Origin of the sequence: Legionella birminghamensis, from assembly GCF_900452515.1 — a bacterium.
GTDB lineage: Bacteria > Pseudomonadota > Gammaproteobacteria > Legionellales > Legionellaceae > Legionella_C > Legionella_C birminghamensis.
In genome coordinates, this window is record NZ_UGNW01000001.1 from 127,869 (window position 1) to 142,638 (window position 14,770).

Here is a 14,770-nt window from a genome sequence, read left to right on the forward strand (position 1 = left end):
TTGCTTTATCAATCTCCCTCAGGGTAAATCACAGAATTCTTGTAAGCTGATTCATTCCAAATTTCCTCTTCCGACAGATCAGTCTCAATGAATTCAATAGGCCAGCCGTTTTCCTCAATTGCTGCAACTCTAAACCCGGCAAAAGGAAAATAGGGTTCAAGAATAATATTTTTGCCCTTGATTGCCTCATCAATACTGTCTACTTTGAAGGCCACATGCGGCCTGGTCTGTAGTAGGGGATGCAAGGGACAGCCTTCTTCAAAACGGTGATATTGAATCCGGGTAGGCGCCTCACCCCCTGAGGTATACATCTTAAACGGCGCACTGTACCGCTCACCGGGTCTAATTTCAGTAGTTGGAATACCAACATGGTGGAACTGCATTTTCATAATAATCTCCGCTTATTTCATAAAGACATTATAATTGATGATATACTACTCATAAAATGACTTATTCTTCATTTATTAGGAACCAAAAGTTCATAATGTTTCGGAAAGTTTATGAGAATTAACCAGCCGCTGCAGTGCTTTTTAAAAGCGGCAGAAACCCTGCATTTCGCCAGTGCCGCCGAAAGCTTGCATATTACGCCTACTGCGCTCAGCAAACAAATTAAAACCCTGGAAAATCAATTAGGGTTACAGCTTTTCCAGCGTACTACGCGAAAGGTTACCTTGACCGAGATGGGGGAAAGGCTTTACCAGCGCTGCCGGATTATTGAAAACGAAATTAACAAACTTGATCAATTTATTGAAAACCGAAAAAAAGAACCGCAGGGCAGTCTGCGCGTACTGGTCTCTACCATTCTGGCGAGAAAATGGCTGTTCGCCCATTTAACAGAGTTCAGGGAAAGATATCCTAAAATAGAGCTGGAGTTGATTCTCACTGAGCAGGACAGAGAGCTGGGAGATGCAAAGGCAGATATTATGATGGGCTTTCCAGAGATTCCTCCTTATACTAATAATCTCAAGGCACGGCATGTGTTTACTGTCCAAAATATTCTCTGTGCTGCTCCCTCGTATATAGAACGTTATGGCTTGCCGGCCAATATAAGCGAGCTTGCCAATGCGCATTTTATTTCGCATACCCTCAGGAAGCCCGGGCACCAACTGCCTTTGGAAAATGGACGATTTATACCCATTCCTCGCCCGGTCTTATTAATAAATGAATTTGACGCGCTCAACCAAGCCTGCAAGGACGGCCATGGATTATTTCTAACCGGCGAGATACTGGTTAAAAATGAATTGGAAACAGGCGAATTAATCCAGGTGTTGCCTGATATACCATTTAAGGTATACAAGATTTACCTGTTTTATCAGGCCTATGATTATGAACTCCCCAAGGTCCGTGCGTTTCTGGATTTTTATGCTCTGCGCACCGTTATTTAAGCTGCAGTGTTATACTAAACATAGCCGTAACAGCGATCGGGGTATAATGATGGGTCTTTTCAAAAAATTTAAAAAATTCTACAAGTCCAGCGCTGAAAACCGTATTCAAACCCATGTTTTCCTGGCTTTTCTAATTATTCCTGTGATTGGCATGATTGGTTTATATGTCTGGGTCAATATTTTTTGGCTGCACTAACAGGACATTTAATAATCAGTTAATTTTTGTACATTATACTATGATTTAAAGTTAATCATATTGGTGTATTAAAATGACTAGTGTTGTAGAATATGACAAGTTAATTCGTGACAAGAAAGCGGAACTTGGTAGGTTAGAAAGAGATTATAAACAACAAGGAAATGTTATATCTGGGAAAGAAAGAACCCTTAAAAAATTGCGAGAGAATCTCAGTGATTTGGATGGAGATATTTCGAGAGAAACCGATGAATTAACAAAAAGAAAATTAGAGGAAGAGCATAAAGCAATTACCAAAAGTATGGAATCTGATATTAAAGCAATCGAAACCTTAAAATCAGAGCGTGCCAGGCTAGAGAATGAAGTTAATGTAGCGAAAGCTGATCTTTCCCTGTTAGATAGCGAGAGACAAGTGCAGGTGGGCGTTGAAAGAGCTGAAAAATATGAGGCCGAGGTCGCTGCGGAATTTGAAATCATTAACAATGCTTTGTCAGAACTGTCAACGAAGGTAAATGCTATCGATAAAAAGGAATATCCAGAAGCTGCAAAGGCCGGACGCATCCTATTGACCAGTCTGACTGAAGCCCGCAATGAATATAAAGCCGCTCTGGATGCCAGGGAAGATGCTAAGAATGCCGGGGATAATTTCGTCAAAGCATGTAATGCTGCGATAAAACTGGCCAGCCCAAAACTGGAGAAAGCTTTAGGCTGGAAGGATACTTTCAAGAATATCCTGAAAGCTTTCGCTAATGCTGTGATAGCTATTGCCAGAAAATACGATTATTACGAATATAAGCAAAGTGAATCCTTGAAGGCTGTAGGTATATTTAAAAATAATCTGAGTTTGAAGGAGCCTGAGTCTAAGGATTTACAGGATAGAAAAGAGCATACACCTAAATAAGCTCCAGAATTAACCCTAGGTAACTCTTGAACTTCCCGCGGCATTTACCGCGGGGTATCTACACAAATTTTTTCCCGCTGCGAATCCCCGCGGTCGATGTCCATAGCTATTATCTACACATCGCCACTACGCCCTGCGGCTTGTCCGCAGGGTCCAGTGATTTTCTATGAGTCTTATGGATCCCTCGGACAAGCCGAGGGACGTAGGAGCTAGGGGCAAACTGTATTTTGAAAGATGTGTAGATACCTATGGGTCGAAGCTGCGGGGCTTCGCGCGGTTACTCCTGGTTTAAATGCGTGCGGCGTTCATTCATGGTTTCGATGCTGTTATAGATTGTTTGGCGGACAATTTCCTGCATCACCGGGATTTCTTTAAGTGCTGTGCCGGTAAAGATTGCGTGGGCGATAAAGAAACTGTCTTGCCATAGGCGTTCGTTTGGGCGGCCTGAAGCTTTAAGCCACAGGGTGATCCATAGGAAATGGAAAAGCCATTTTTGTCGGCGCGCTTCAAACTCTAGGGAAAATACTGCTTCAGTGGCTTCGTCAATAGCGCAGACCTTAATCCCTTCTACAAAGCTGCTGCAACGGTTAACCAGCTTGTCAACATGCGAATTTTCGATGTACCAGGATTCGGTAAATGATTTATTTTTCAACCAGCTTTTTGAACGTTTGAAGGAGGCTGCGACAATTTCCGGGGTAAAGGGATTAATTTGAACGCCCAACTCCTCAATCACGCCGGCAATATCAATGGCCTCTGGCGTAAAATGCAGACCCAGTAATTCCTGCATTTCAAGGAAATGCAAATCTGGAACCTCATTTCTGGCCAGTGTCATAGCCAGAAAATGCTGGCAAACCACGCGGTAATAGTCCATATCGACCACCCGCAGGGTTACACTGTCATCAAATGCTTCCTCGTAGTAACGGTTAATCTCAGCGGTAGTCATTATAGGCGTAACCCAGACATCCTTTATCCCAATTTCGTCTTTAAATAACAGGCCGCAAAGCCGGTTGCTTCTCCCCAGCTTTACATGGATAAATAATCCCTGGGCGCCGCTTCCGTCAACTTCACTAGCTTTAATACGCTTAATTTCGCCGTGAGGGGGCGGATTGAGGATAACCCCTTTTTTGCGTTGTAACTTAATCCAGCGATTAAACTGTTCATGATATTGGGCTGGGTACCAGTTTTTAATGGCCTGCAAACGGGTTAATGAGGCGGAGCTGAAGGTAACCTGATTGACTATTTCTTCGTGGGCCGCAATCACAATTTCGCGGACAAAGGGTTTGGGATGAAGCAGCATAAGCAGGGCAATATCCTGGCCCTCTGGGATACTGTAAAGATCAAATACCAAATCCGCGAAAAACTCGACCGGCATGGCGTAACTTTGCGCGAAAAAGTTTTCAGCAATGTCAAAAATACTCAGTTCGGATAATTCGTTAATCATATCCTGAATGGCTTTGAGATGATTAACTTCTTCCTCTGGCGGAATTTCCTCTTCTTGTCCGGCCAGTTCCAGATAAGCATCACGCAGTTCGTCAGATAATTCGGCGTGCACATCATAAAAGGCGTTTAAAATCGGCAGCCAGAAACTCAGGCTATGCGATCCTGAGCTGATGGTCTGTGCGAGGTAAGACATTAAATGGTGAAGTATTTTAGCCGCCCCCTTACTGCCGCCTTCCAAAGCAGTCTGCAATTGGGCGACACAGATATCCAGGGCATAAATACAGGCGGAATAATAAGAGCGTGTTTCTTCGAGCTGCGATTCAGTCAATTGATTAAGCAAGTCAATTAGCTGGGTTGCCAGCTGAGGTTCCTGCAAAAATGAATTGATATAATGAGGCTCAGGATCAGCATTATTTTCGATTAATGCTGCCATGTGTTCAATCCATTGCTTTAATTGCGAGAAATCGTCAGTCATGGGCTCTTGGATACCTGTCTTGGTGTTCCATGTTCGTCAATCGCTACAAAAACAAATACCCCTTCAGTGACTTTGTATTTTTCGGAAATGGTGGCCCCAGGTTCTGCCCAGACTTCTACCCCAATCGTCATCGAAGTCTTGCCAGTCTTCAGTAATTCTACATGGCAACTGATGACATCGCCCACGTGGACAGGTTTCAGGAAGGTCATTGAATTGATCGCCACAGTCACTGCGCGGCCATGGGATACTTTTTTTGCTAATACCCCGGCCGCAAGATCCATTTGCGAAACAATCCAGCCGCCAAAAATATCACCGTTCGCATTGGTCGAAGCAGGCATAGCCAGTGTCTGAATGGTGATTTCTCCGCGCGGGGTATTAATCATGTCAGGATCCACGCTTTAATTTGGACAGGGCATCCGCCATGGCGGTATTAAAGACTCCTTTTTTAACCGGTTTTTCCACTTGTTTCTTCTCGTGAGAGGGCCGGGCGCCTTTTAAACCTTTTTTAGGACTCATATTTTTTGCTGGCTCAGCCGGCTTGCCCGATTTTCTGACAGGAATTGCTGCTTTTTCTTCCTCCAGAATCATGCTTAAACCAATGCGCCGCCGTTCCTTATCCACCTCAACAACTCTGACTTTGACGATATCGCCGGCTTTTACAATCGTATGCGGATCACTGATAAAGCGATTGGTCATTGCCGAAATATGCACCAGGCCATCCTGATGAACCCCGATGTCAACGAAGGCCCCGAAATTAGTGACGTTACTGACTACGCCTTCGAGAATCATACCCGTTTCAAGTTGGCTGATATCTTCGACCCCTTCCTTGAAGGAGGCTGTCTTGAATTCTGGGCGTGGATCGCGTCCGGGTTTTTCCAGTTCGCGAAGTACATCGCGGATAGTAGGCAAACCAAATTGCTCATCAGCAAATTCAGCGGCATTGACACTGTTCAATAATTTGTGATTGCCAATGATTTGCTTGATATCCATACTATGTTTGGCAAGAATTTTTTCAACCAGGGGATAGGCTTCAGGATGAACAGCCGAGGCATCGAGCGGGTTTTCTCCGTTCATGATACGCAGGAAGCCTGCGGCCTGCTGGAAGGTTTTCTCGCCCATACGCGGAACCTTTTTCAATTCCTCGCGGCTGCTGAATACCCCGTGTTCATCGCGGTATTGCACCAGATTCCTGGCCAATGATTCATTCAGGCCAGAAACGCGGGTGAGTAAAGGAACAGAGGCAGTATTCACGTCAACCCCTACACTGTTTACACAATCCTCTACCACCGCATCCAGGCTGCGCGCCAGACGGTTTTGGTTGACGTCATGCTGGTATTGGCCTACACCAATGGATTTGGGTTCAATTTTAACCAGTTCGGCCAGGGGATCCTGAAGTCGTCTTGCAATAGAAACAGCGCCGCGCAATGTGACATCCAGATCCGGGAATTCTTTGGCAGCCAATTCCGAAGCTGAATACACGGAAGCGCCTGCTTCATTAACTACAAGTTTGGTGAGTTTTAAGTCAGGATACATTTTCATCATGTCAGCCACCAGCCGTTCGGTATCGCGGGAGCCGGTGCCATTTCCGATGCTGATTAAATTAACATTATGGCGGGCAGCCAGCTTAGCCAGTTCGGCCATGGCCTGATGCCATTCATTATGCGGTGCAAAGGGGAAAATAGTGGTGTAATCCAGAAGCTTGCCTGTAATATCAACGACCACTACTTTGACACCCGTACGAATGCCAGGATCCAGGCCAATCGTGATTTTCTGTCCGGCCGGGGCACCCAGTAACAGGCCGCGCAGGTTTCTGGCAAAGACCTGAATCGCTTCTTCATCGGCTGATTCGCGCAGGCGTGCCAGTAACTCAAGCTCCAGCTTGGTAAATAGTTTAATCTTCCAGGTCATGCGCACTGTATCAAGGAGCCAGGAATCGGCAGCGCGTTTCTGATCGGCAATATGAAAGTGGCGGGCGACATGCTCTTCACCGTAATTTTCATTTTCATTCAATTGGAGAGACAACTGCAACACGCTCTCGCGGCGGCCGCGAAATAAGGCCAGCGCACGGTGGGAGGGAATTTTTTTCAATGGCTCTTCATAGGCAAAATAATCAGCATATTTGCTGGCATTATTTTTCTTTGCATCACCTGCGCTGCCTGTCGCTTTTAGTACAGCATGCTGCCAGAGGTATTCGCGTAACTCGTTAATAAGCTCGGCATCTTCGGCAAACTGCTCCATGAGTATTTGCCTGGCGCCTTCCAGAGCGGCTTTTTCATCGGCAATACCCGCTTCTGCATTAAGAAATTTGACCGCTTCCTGCTCAGGCGACAGGCTGGGATCCGCCAGAAGGGATGTGGCCAGAGGCTCAAGCCCTGCCTCGCGGGCAATTTGTGCCTTAGTGCGACGTTTGGGGCGATAGGGAAGATACAAATCCTCGAGCCTGGTTTTGCTGTCTGCAGCAAGGATGCTGGCTTCCAGTTCAGGTGTTAATTTTTCCTGTTCTTTAATCGACTGAAGAATGACATTACGACGTTCATCCAGCTCGCGTATATAATATAAGCGTTCTGCAAGAAATCGCAGTTGGGTATCATCAAGCCCGCCGGTTGCTTCTTTACGATAGCGAGAAATAAAAGGAACAGTGTCGCCCTCATCCAATAAGCGAATACTTGTTTCTACCTGAGAAACATTCACTTTCAATTCCTGTGCAATGATGGTTGCAGCCGACAGCATTTTTTGTGACATTCACATCCCCGTAAGACAAACTATTAAATCGCCAGCATTATATACTTATCAGTATTTAATTTGCGAGATTTTTGTAGCCCGATTGAACTGTATGCTGGGCTGTAAAGCCCAGCGAACATTAAAGACAATCACTCTACCGTTACTGACTTGGCCAGATTTCGCGGTTGATCCACATCAGTTCCCTTGGCAACGGCTACATAGTAAGCCAGTAGTTGCAATGGGATGGTATAAATGATGGGGGCAATCCATGAGCCGCAACTGGGTACCGGGATTAGCCGGGCACCGTTTGGCTGCCAGTTTTGGGAGGCATCGGCAAAAACAATGAGCTGGCCCCCACGTGCACTGACCTCATGCAGATTGGATTTCAGTTTATCGAGTAATTCGTCATTGGGTGCAACGGCAATGACGGGCATGTCCTTGTCAACCAGCGCCAGCGGGCCATGCTTGAGTTCACCTGCAGGGTAAGCTTCTGCATGGATATAGGAAATTTCTTTCAGCTTCAGCGCACCTTCGAGGGCGACAGGATACTGAGTGCCGCGGCCTAAAAAGAGAGTGTGTGATTTTGAAACAAATAAGGCAGACAAACTTTCAATCTGGGCGCTCATTTGCAAGGCGCGTTCACAGCAGGAAGGAAGTTCCTGTAACTGTTGCAGGACAGTCTGTGCCCGCCCATCTTTGCAAAGGGCAGCGGCCAGCATCAGGAATGCAGCCAGTTGGGTAGTAAACGCCTTGGTAGAGGCCACACCAATTTCTATACCGGCCCTGGTCAGGAATACACAATCTGATTCCCTGACCAGGGTGCTGGTGGCAATATTGCAAATAGCCAGTGTCGCCAGATAATCCAGGCTTTTAGCTTTGTATAATGCGGCCAGGGTGTCCGCTGTTTCACCGGACTGGGAAACCGTAATGAATAGCGTATTTTTCTCAACGACGACATCACGATAGCGATATTCGCTGGCAATTTCTACCTGGGTGGGGAGTCCTGTCAGGGATTCCAGCCAGTAGCGTGCAATCAGGCCGGCATGATAACTGGTGCCGCAGGCTACAATGTGAATCTTCTCAATTTGCGGAAAAATGTGATTGGCACGTTCGCCAAAACTGGCCTTGAGGATTTCCATACTCTGAATGCGGCCTTCAAGAGTATCTGCCAGCACTTTGGTTTGTTCGTAAATTTCTTTCAGCATGAAGTGACGATACGGCCCTTTGCTGGCAGCCTGTCCGTCATCGTCCAGTGGATGTTGCGGCCGTTTTACCGGCTTTTGCTGCGCATCAAATAACTCTGCCTGCCCCTTATGCAAGCGGGCGCTGTCCCCTTCCTGCAGATAAATGACAGATTGTGCGAAGGAACGCAGGGCCAGCGGATCGGAGGCAATGAATAACTCATCGATGCCTATACCTATCACCAGCGGGCTGCCTTTGCGCAGTGCGACCAATTCATGCGGCCGTTGCTGGTGAATCACGCCAAGCGCAAAGGCGCCATGCATGACAGAACCGGCTTCCTGCACAGCCCGTAGAAGATTTTCATGCTGCTGGTAGTAGTGATGAATCAAATGGGCGGCGACTTCAGTGTCGGTTTCGGACGTAAACTCATAACCCTTGGCAATTAAATCGTCACGAAGCGCTTCATGATTTTCGATAATACCGTTATGCACAATTGCAATTTCATTGTGGGACAAATGCGGATGCGCATTCAGTTCGCAGGGTTTGCCGTGGGTTGCCCAGCGGGTATGGGCAATCCCGGTGTTGCCGGCAATGGCTGTTTCCTGCATGGCATCGGCTAAAGCCTGCACCTTCCCCTGCATGCGAACGCGCTTTAAGCGGCTATGCGAATCAATCACCGCAATACCGGCTGAATCATAGCCGCGGTATTCCAGACGGCGCAAACCTTCCAGCAATATACGACTGACATCTCGTTGGGAGATCGCTCCGATGATTCCACACATAATAAAGGCTCCTTTAGGTTTTAATTGTCGCTGAATTTAAACGCCTAATTCAATTAATAGTTAAAAGTATAAAATTATGCCACAACTCCACCCATAATCTAAAGGTTTGTGGGTGATTGACATTGTGCATGATAACCATGGGCTTTCATCGCCTCGCAAATTTCATAGGCCAGATAGCGATGTACCCGGGTGGTCGGATGCGCTTCATCCCAGAATAAATAAGACTCCGGGTTGTCGCAAATGTGATAGTTTTTCTCACCTGCGGCGAAACTACTATCACGATAACGGAGAACCTGCAGGTATTCGAGCACGTAGTTTCCTGCGAATGGCGAATTGCCCAGGCTGTGGAACATCGGTAACTTGATATCGATACAGGCATCCATGGTATTCGACAGACCAAATTGCTCAGGGTTTGCCAGGGCTTTATCAAAATAAGGCTGAATGGGAATGTAGAGAAAATCAACATCAGGCATCGCCACCCGCCATTCTTCCACGCGCAGGGCAAGGCGGGCATTGTGCTGTTGGATCGCGCTATTCAATACAGGCCGGTCAAATGTGCGGTTAAATTTAGGGATATGGCCGATTTCGGGTAAGCCAAGAACCACGACATGGGTCGCGCCGGCTTTGACCAGTTTCTTAACCCCGGAGCCAAGGCCATCGAGGACGTTATCAATATAAGTGTTCATCACTGCGGGATTATAGTTATCCTCGAATTTCAGGACGTTTAAATAGTCATTCGCACCGCTGAACACAAAATAGATCGTCTGGCTGTTAAGTTGTTCATGCATCAGCAGATAAGACTGAATGGTTAATCCAAGACTTGGGGGTATCAGTTTACCCACAACCAGTGTCTTTAGCGTGTTAATCGGATGGCGGATCAAATTCCACACGGTTAGTTGGTAGTCATAAGTGACTGCCCAGCTACCGCCGAAGGCCTGGTTATTGAAAGAGCGCAGATCTTCGCGATCCACATCAAGCATGGGTGCCAGGTATTCACTCCAGATACGGCCATTCGAGAAATGGTTTTGCCAGTAAGGATCGCCGGGGAGGACTGGAACCTGCCTGACCCGGCCAATCAGATTGGCCAGAAGCGGGGCCAAATCTTCATCAAAGAAATGGGTAACGATTTCTATCCCTGAATCCAGAACCATCTGGGGGACATAATAGTCATTCGCAAATTCAGTCATTTTATTGATAACAAAGATTTTAAGCGGTTTTACGAGGAATGCGGGATGCTCATCTTTGCGCAGGGCTTTTAGCAAATGGGTGGTGTTGCCGGTATCAGATAAACTGTCGCCAAATATGACTATCGCTTTGACAGCAGGGGCAGCCGAAAGGCTGAAAGGCAGCCACAGCAGTATAATTAACATAAAACGGCACATCCTGGTGCAGTTTTGCATAGCTCTCTCCTTAGAGTATGTAAACCCGTATTCCGTGTTGATGCAACGGGGAATATTATGGACTGGCAGTTTGCCCGGCGAGACAAATGGCTTGAGGTTTCAGTCCTCCTCATGCATTTAGATTAGAACTGTCCTTGATTTATTGTCAAATAAAACAGGGATTGAAAGTACTGCAATCCAGTGGCCTGTATCCTCCACCTTAATGCTTCTTCATTAATCTCGCTTTTTCCCGCTGCCAGTCACGCTCTTTGATACTGTCGCGCTTGTCATGGGTCTTCTTGCCTTTTGCGAGCGCCAGTTTCATTTTGACGCGATTTTTGCGCCAGTACAGTGATAAAGGGATTAAGGTGTATCCCTGGCGTTCGACGCTGCCTATTAGCTGGTTCAGCTCCTGGCGATTGAGCAGTAGTTTGCGGGTGCGGGTGGCATCGGGCATTAAATGGGCAGACGCAGTGGGCAAGGGCTGGATCTGTGCGCCCAGTAAAAAGGCTTCTCCATATTTAACAATAACATGCGCATCCGATAAATTAATTTTACCGGCGCGTAGGCTTTTGACTTCCCAGCCTTGAAGGACGAGACCGGCTTCATATTCATTTTCGATGAAATAATCAAAACGCGCTTTTTTATTAACCGCGATTGTTGAATTTTTTGAGTTGTCGTTTGACATAATAGTTTCTTCGAATTACTAAATGATGGAATTATACTCTGAGTCAATCATTTATAGTATGCTGATTGATAAAAGAGAGGTTATTTCTTAAAAATTAGTCTAGGATATGAACTTTTAAATCAGGGAATTATTATGAAAATTGGAGAGACGGTCCAGGATTTTCAATTTGTAGCCACCAATGATCTCGCGCAGAAACTCAGTGATTATCGCGGCAAATGGCTTGTGCTTTATTTTTATCCCAAGGATTCAACTCCTGGCTGCACCCTTGAAAGCCAGAACTTCCGGGACAATTATTCAAAATTTAAACACTTAAATACCGAAATACTCGGCATTTCACGCGACAGCTTAAGCTCCCATGACAAATTCAAATGCAAACAGGAATTGCCGTTTGAATTAATCAGTGATCAGAACGAGGCCATTTGTAATCAGTTCGATGTCATTAAAATGAAAATGATGTATGGCAAACAGGTGAGGGGCATTGAACGCAGTACTTTTCTCATTGATCCCGAGGGCGTATTACGGAAAGAATGGCGTAAAGTCAGCGTGGATAACCATGTAAAAGAAATTTTAGAAGCAATTAAAGCATTTCAGGCATGATACATGCTAGCAATGTGTTGTGGCATTTAAAATGACTACTATATAAGGCGGTCTTATGGATAATAAAAAGTTGTTTGTACTCGACACCAATATCCTGATGCATGATCCCTCTGCTATCTATCGTTTTGAGGAACACGATATTTATTTGCCTATGGTTGTTCTGGAGGAGCTCGACAGCCATAAAACCGGTTTATCCGAGGTGGCGCGAAATGTGCGCCAGGTAAACCGTATGCTGGTTGAATTAATGGCTAATGCAAGCCATGAACAGGTTGTCGCTGGCTTACCATTAAATGGTGTTCTTAATGATAAGGAGGAGAAAGACAGCGGCCGTCTTTTCTTCCAGACCCATGAGTTTGAAGGCATAAGGCCCATATCTCTTCCCGGGCACAAGGCCGATAACACTATCCTCGCTACCGCTTTAGGTTTACAAAAGGCATTTGCGCCGCGTCAGGTTATTATTATCTCCAAGGATATTAACCTGCGTATAAAAGCCGGTATTCTGGGAATTCAGGCTGAAGATTATTACAATGATCTGGTTGTGGAAGATGTAAATCTCCTCCATAGCGGTCTTCATATTCTGGAAAATGATTTCTGGGATGCGCATGGAAAGGATATGAATGCCTGGCAGGAAGGAGGACGATCCTTTTATAAAATCAGCGGTCCCTTGATTAAAAAATGGCATTATAATGATTGCATCAGTACCAAAGACAATCAATTCCAGGGGCTTGTCAAACAATTGACTCCTGAATATGCCGTGGTACAGGTTGCCAGAGATTATACGCAGCCCAAGCATGGGGTATGGGGAATCAATGCCCGTAACCGTGAACAGAATTTTGCTCTGAATCTTTTGCTTGATCCGGATATTGATTTTGTGACGCTGCAGGGTTCGGCAGGTACAGGGAAAACATTGCTGACAATTGCTGCCGGTTTAACCCAGGTTCTTGATCACAATCGTTACAATGAAATTCTGATGACCCGCATCACCATCCCCGTAGGTGAGGATATTGGTTTTCTTCCCGGCACAGAGGAAGAGAAAATGACACCGTGGATGGGGGCTTTAATGGATAACCTGGAAGTTCTCCATAGCTCGCAGGAAGGCGGCAGTTTTGGGCGGGGCGCTACCCAGGATTTGTTACAGAATAAAATTAAAATTCGTTCATTGAATTTTATGCGTGGCCGTACTTTCCTGAACCGGTACATTATCATTGACGAAGCGCAAAACCTGACCGCCAAACAGATTAAAACGCTGGTTACCCGTGCAGGGCCCGGAAGCAAGATTATCTGTCTAGGTGATATCAAGCAAATTGATACGCCTTACCTAACCGATCGGACCTCTGGGCTAACCTTTGCCGTTGACCGGTTTAAGCAGTGGCAGCACAGTGCGCATATGACTTTAATGCGTGGTGAGCGATCAAGGCTTGCACATTATGCGGCAGACCATTTATAGTACGCGTTTTACAAAGGATAAACAATGCATACTCAAGCCATTACTTTTGACGACGTTCTACTGGTGCCTGCCTATAATCACCATGAATCCCGCCGTGTCGTCGATATCAGCATGAAAGATCGCCTGGGCAAACTGCATCTGCAGCTGCCCGTGATCAGCTCCAATATGGATACCATCACTGAAAGCAAAATGGCCAATTTTATGACCAGCAAGGGCGGAATAGGGGCTCTGCACCGCTTTCTCAGCATTGAAGAAAATATTGAGGAATTCAAAAAATGTTCAGGCACTGTGTTTGTGTCGGTAGGCTGTTCCGATGCCGAACTGCAAAGGGCTGAGGCTTTACGTGATGCGGGTGCTGATTATTTTTGTGTTGACGTGGCCCATGGGCATGCCAAATATGTAGGCAAGATGTTAAAAGAATTGCGAAAGATACTGGGAAGCCGTTGTATTATGGCGGGTAATGTGGCGACTTATGCCGGTGCTGATTATCTGGCTTCCTGTGGTGCAGATATCATCAAAGCAGGCGTTGGCGGCGGATCGGTGTGCAGCACGCGCATCAAAACCGGATTTGGTATTCCAATGATAACCTGTATTCAGGATTGTGCACGCACTGATCGCTCCATCGTAGCAGACGGCGGTATCAGGACGTCTGGCGATATAGTGAAAGCCCTGGCATTTGGCGCCGACTTCGTCATGATTGGCGGCATGCTTGCCGGTACCGAACCTACCCCAGGGGAGGTTATTACCAAGGAAGATGGCCGGAAGGTCAAGCGATACCGGGGTATGGCTTCACGGGAGGCGCAAGAAGATTTCCACGGGCAAATGAATGAATGGAAAACGGCCGAGGGGGTTGCCGCCGAAGTGCCATACAGGGACACCCATGATGCAACTATTGCCGACATTATTGGCGGTTTGCGCTCCGGTTTAACCTATGCCGGTGCTGACTCTATCAGCGAATTGCAACGAAAACTGGATTATGTCGTCGTCACCCAGGCAGGCCGTCTGGAAAGCTTGCCGCATAAATTAATGGAACATTGATTAAAGCAAGGCCTTGATTAGGTTACGGCCAAATCAAGGCTTTTTTACTGCAAAGTTTGGTATAATTCCTTTTTTTTCCCACCAGGAGTTAAACCTTGAGTCATTTACCCAATTGCCCAAAATGTAATTCAGAATATACCTATGCTGACGGCAGTCTTTTTATTTGTCCCGAATGCAGTCATGAGTGGGACAAAGAAGTTAAACAGGAAATGGATAGCGAACGTATTATTAAAGACTCTAATGGGAACAGGCTTCAGGACGGGGATACGGTTACAGTGATAAAAGATCTGAAGGTAAAGGGTTCGTCATTAGTCGTGAAGGTAGGGACAAAAGTTAAAAACATTCGCCTGGTCGATGGCGATCACGATATTGATTGCAAAATTGAAGGCATTGGCCCGATGAAGTTAAAGTCTGAGTTTGTGAAAAAAGTCTAAAATTGAAGCCCTTAGCTTGATAGCAAACAAGCTAAGGACTACAAGTCTTTGTGTTCCAATTATCTTGCCCGGCAGTTAAGCCGTTTTTCCCCAAATTTGCAAAAACTG

14 protein-coding genes are annotated in these 14,770 nt (G+C 46.2%); 7 read left to right on the forward strand and 7 right to left on the reverse strand.

The genetic code is table 11. The features are described from left to right. Positions 1–8: 8 nt before the first annotated feature. Complete coding sequence (locus tag DYH42_RS00550) at positions 9–389, reverse strand: VOC family protein (protein ID WP_058523856.1); 381 nt, start codon at positions 387–389, stop codon at positions 9–11. 111 nt (positions 390–500) lie between these two features. Here DYH42_RS00550 and DYH42_RS00555 point away from each other — a divergent pair, with 111 nt between their 5' ends. The 3 genes from DYH42_RS00555 (at position 501) to DYH42_RS00565 (ending at position 2,479) form a co-directional block, all read left to right on the forward strand. Continuing rightward, positions 501–1,385 carry a LysR family transcriptional regulator gene (locus DYH42_RS00555; protein WP_058523855.1) on the forward strand — a complete coding sequence of 295 codons (885 nt, stop codon included), beginning with the start codon at positions 501–503 and terminating at the stop codon, positions 1,383–1,385. Positions 1,386–1,431: 46 nt separating this feature from the next. After that, positions 1,432–1,581: a hypothetical protein gene (locus tag DYH42_RS16490; RefSeq protein ID WP_157062396.1), complete on the forward strand. Its 150-nt coding sequence runs from the start codon at positions 1,432–1,434 to the stop codon at positions 1,579–1,581. Between the two features lie 73 nt (positions 1,582–1,654). Then, complete coding sequence (locus DYH42_RS00565; RefSeq protein ID WP_058523853.1) at positions 1,655–2,479, forward strand: coiled-coil domain-containing protein; 825 nt, start codon at positions 1,655–1,657, stop codon at positions 2,477–2,479. A 277-nt stretch (positions 2,480–2,756) separates the two neighbouring features. Here the strand turns inward: DYH42_RS00565 and DYH42_RS00570 are convergent, their stop codons facing one another. The 6 genes from DYH42_RS00570 to smpB all read right to left on the reverse strand — a co-directional run bounded on the left by DYH42_RS00570 (position 2,757) and on the right by smpB (position 11,146). Beyond that, positions 2,757–4,394, reverse strand: coding sequence for a hypothetical protein (locus tag DYH42_RS00570; protein WP_058523852.1), 1,638 nt, complete (start codon positions 4,392–4,394; stop codon positions 2,757–2,759). Further along, positions 4,391–4,777, reverse strand: coding sequence for an acyl-CoA thioesterase (locus DYH42_RS00575; RefSeq protein WP_058523851.1), 387 nt, complete (start codon positions 4,775–4,777; stop codon positions 4,391–4,393). Before DYH42_RS00575 ends, DYH42_RS00570 begins: the two co-directional genes overlap by 4 nt. 1 nt (position 4,778) lies before the next feature. Next, positions 4,779–7,136, reverse strand: a complete 2,358-nt coding sequence (locus DYH42_RS00580) for a Tex family protein (protein ID WP_058523850.1) — start codon at positions 7,134–7,136, stop codon at positions 4,779–4,781. A gap of 128 nt (positions 7,137–7,264) precedes the next feature. Next, complete coding sequence (gene glmS / locus DYH42_RS00585) at positions 7,265–9,079, reverse strand: glutamine--fructose-6-phosphate transaminase (isomerizing) (protein WP_058523849.1); 1,815 nt, start codon at positions 9,077–9,079, stop codon at positions 7,265–7,267. A 98-nt stretch (positions 9,080–9,177) separates the two neighbouring features. Continuing rightward, positions 9,178–10,479: a lysophospholipase/glycerophospholipid:cholesterol acyltransferase PlaC gene (plaC, locus tag DYH42_RS00590; protein ID WP_115316880.1), complete on the reverse strand. Its 1,302-nt coding sequence runs from the start codon at positions 10,477–10,479 to the stop codon at positions 9,178–9,180. 199 nt (positions 10,480–10,678) lie between these two features. Then, on the reverse strand, positions 10,679–11,146 hold the full coding sequence (gene smpB / locus DYH42_RS00595; RefSeq protein WP_058523847.1) for an SsrA-binding protein SmpB: 468 nt from the start codon (positions 11,144–11,146) through the stop codon (positions 10,679–10,681). 132 nt (positions 11,147–11,278) lie between these two features. Here smpB and DYH42_RS00600 point away from each other — a divergent pair, with 132 nt between their 5' ends. The 4 genes from DYH42_RS00600 (at position 11,279) to DYH42_RS00615 (ending at position 14,662) form a co-directional block, all read left to right on the forward strand. Continuing rightward, positions 11,279–11,743, forward strand: a complete 465-nt coding sequence (locus DYH42_RS00600; RefSeq protein ID WP_058523846.1) for a peroxiredoxin — start codon at positions 11,279–11,281, stop codon at positions 11,741–11,743. Positions 11,744–11,798: 55 nt separating this feature from the next. Beyond that, positions 11,799–13,190: a PhoH family protein gene (locus tag DYH42_RS00605; protein ID WP_058523845.1), complete on the forward strand. Its 1,392-nt coding sequence runs from the start codon at positions 11,799–11,801 to the stop codon at positions 13,188–13,190. A gap of 24 nt (positions 13,191–13,214) precedes the next feature. Then, positions 13,215–14,228, forward strand: a complete 1,014-nt coding sequence (locus DYH42_RS00610; protein ID WP_058523844.1) for a guanosine monophosphate reductase — start codon at positions 13,215–13,217, stop codon at positions 14,226–14,228. 95 nt (positions 14,229–14,323) lie between these two features. Beyond that, entirely contained in the window at positions 14,324–14,662 is a 339-nt protein-coding gene (locus DYH42_RS00615) for a zinc ribbon domain-containing protein YjdM (RefSeq protein WP_058523843.1), read from the forward strand. Positions 14,663–14,770 lie beyond the last annotated feature (108 nt).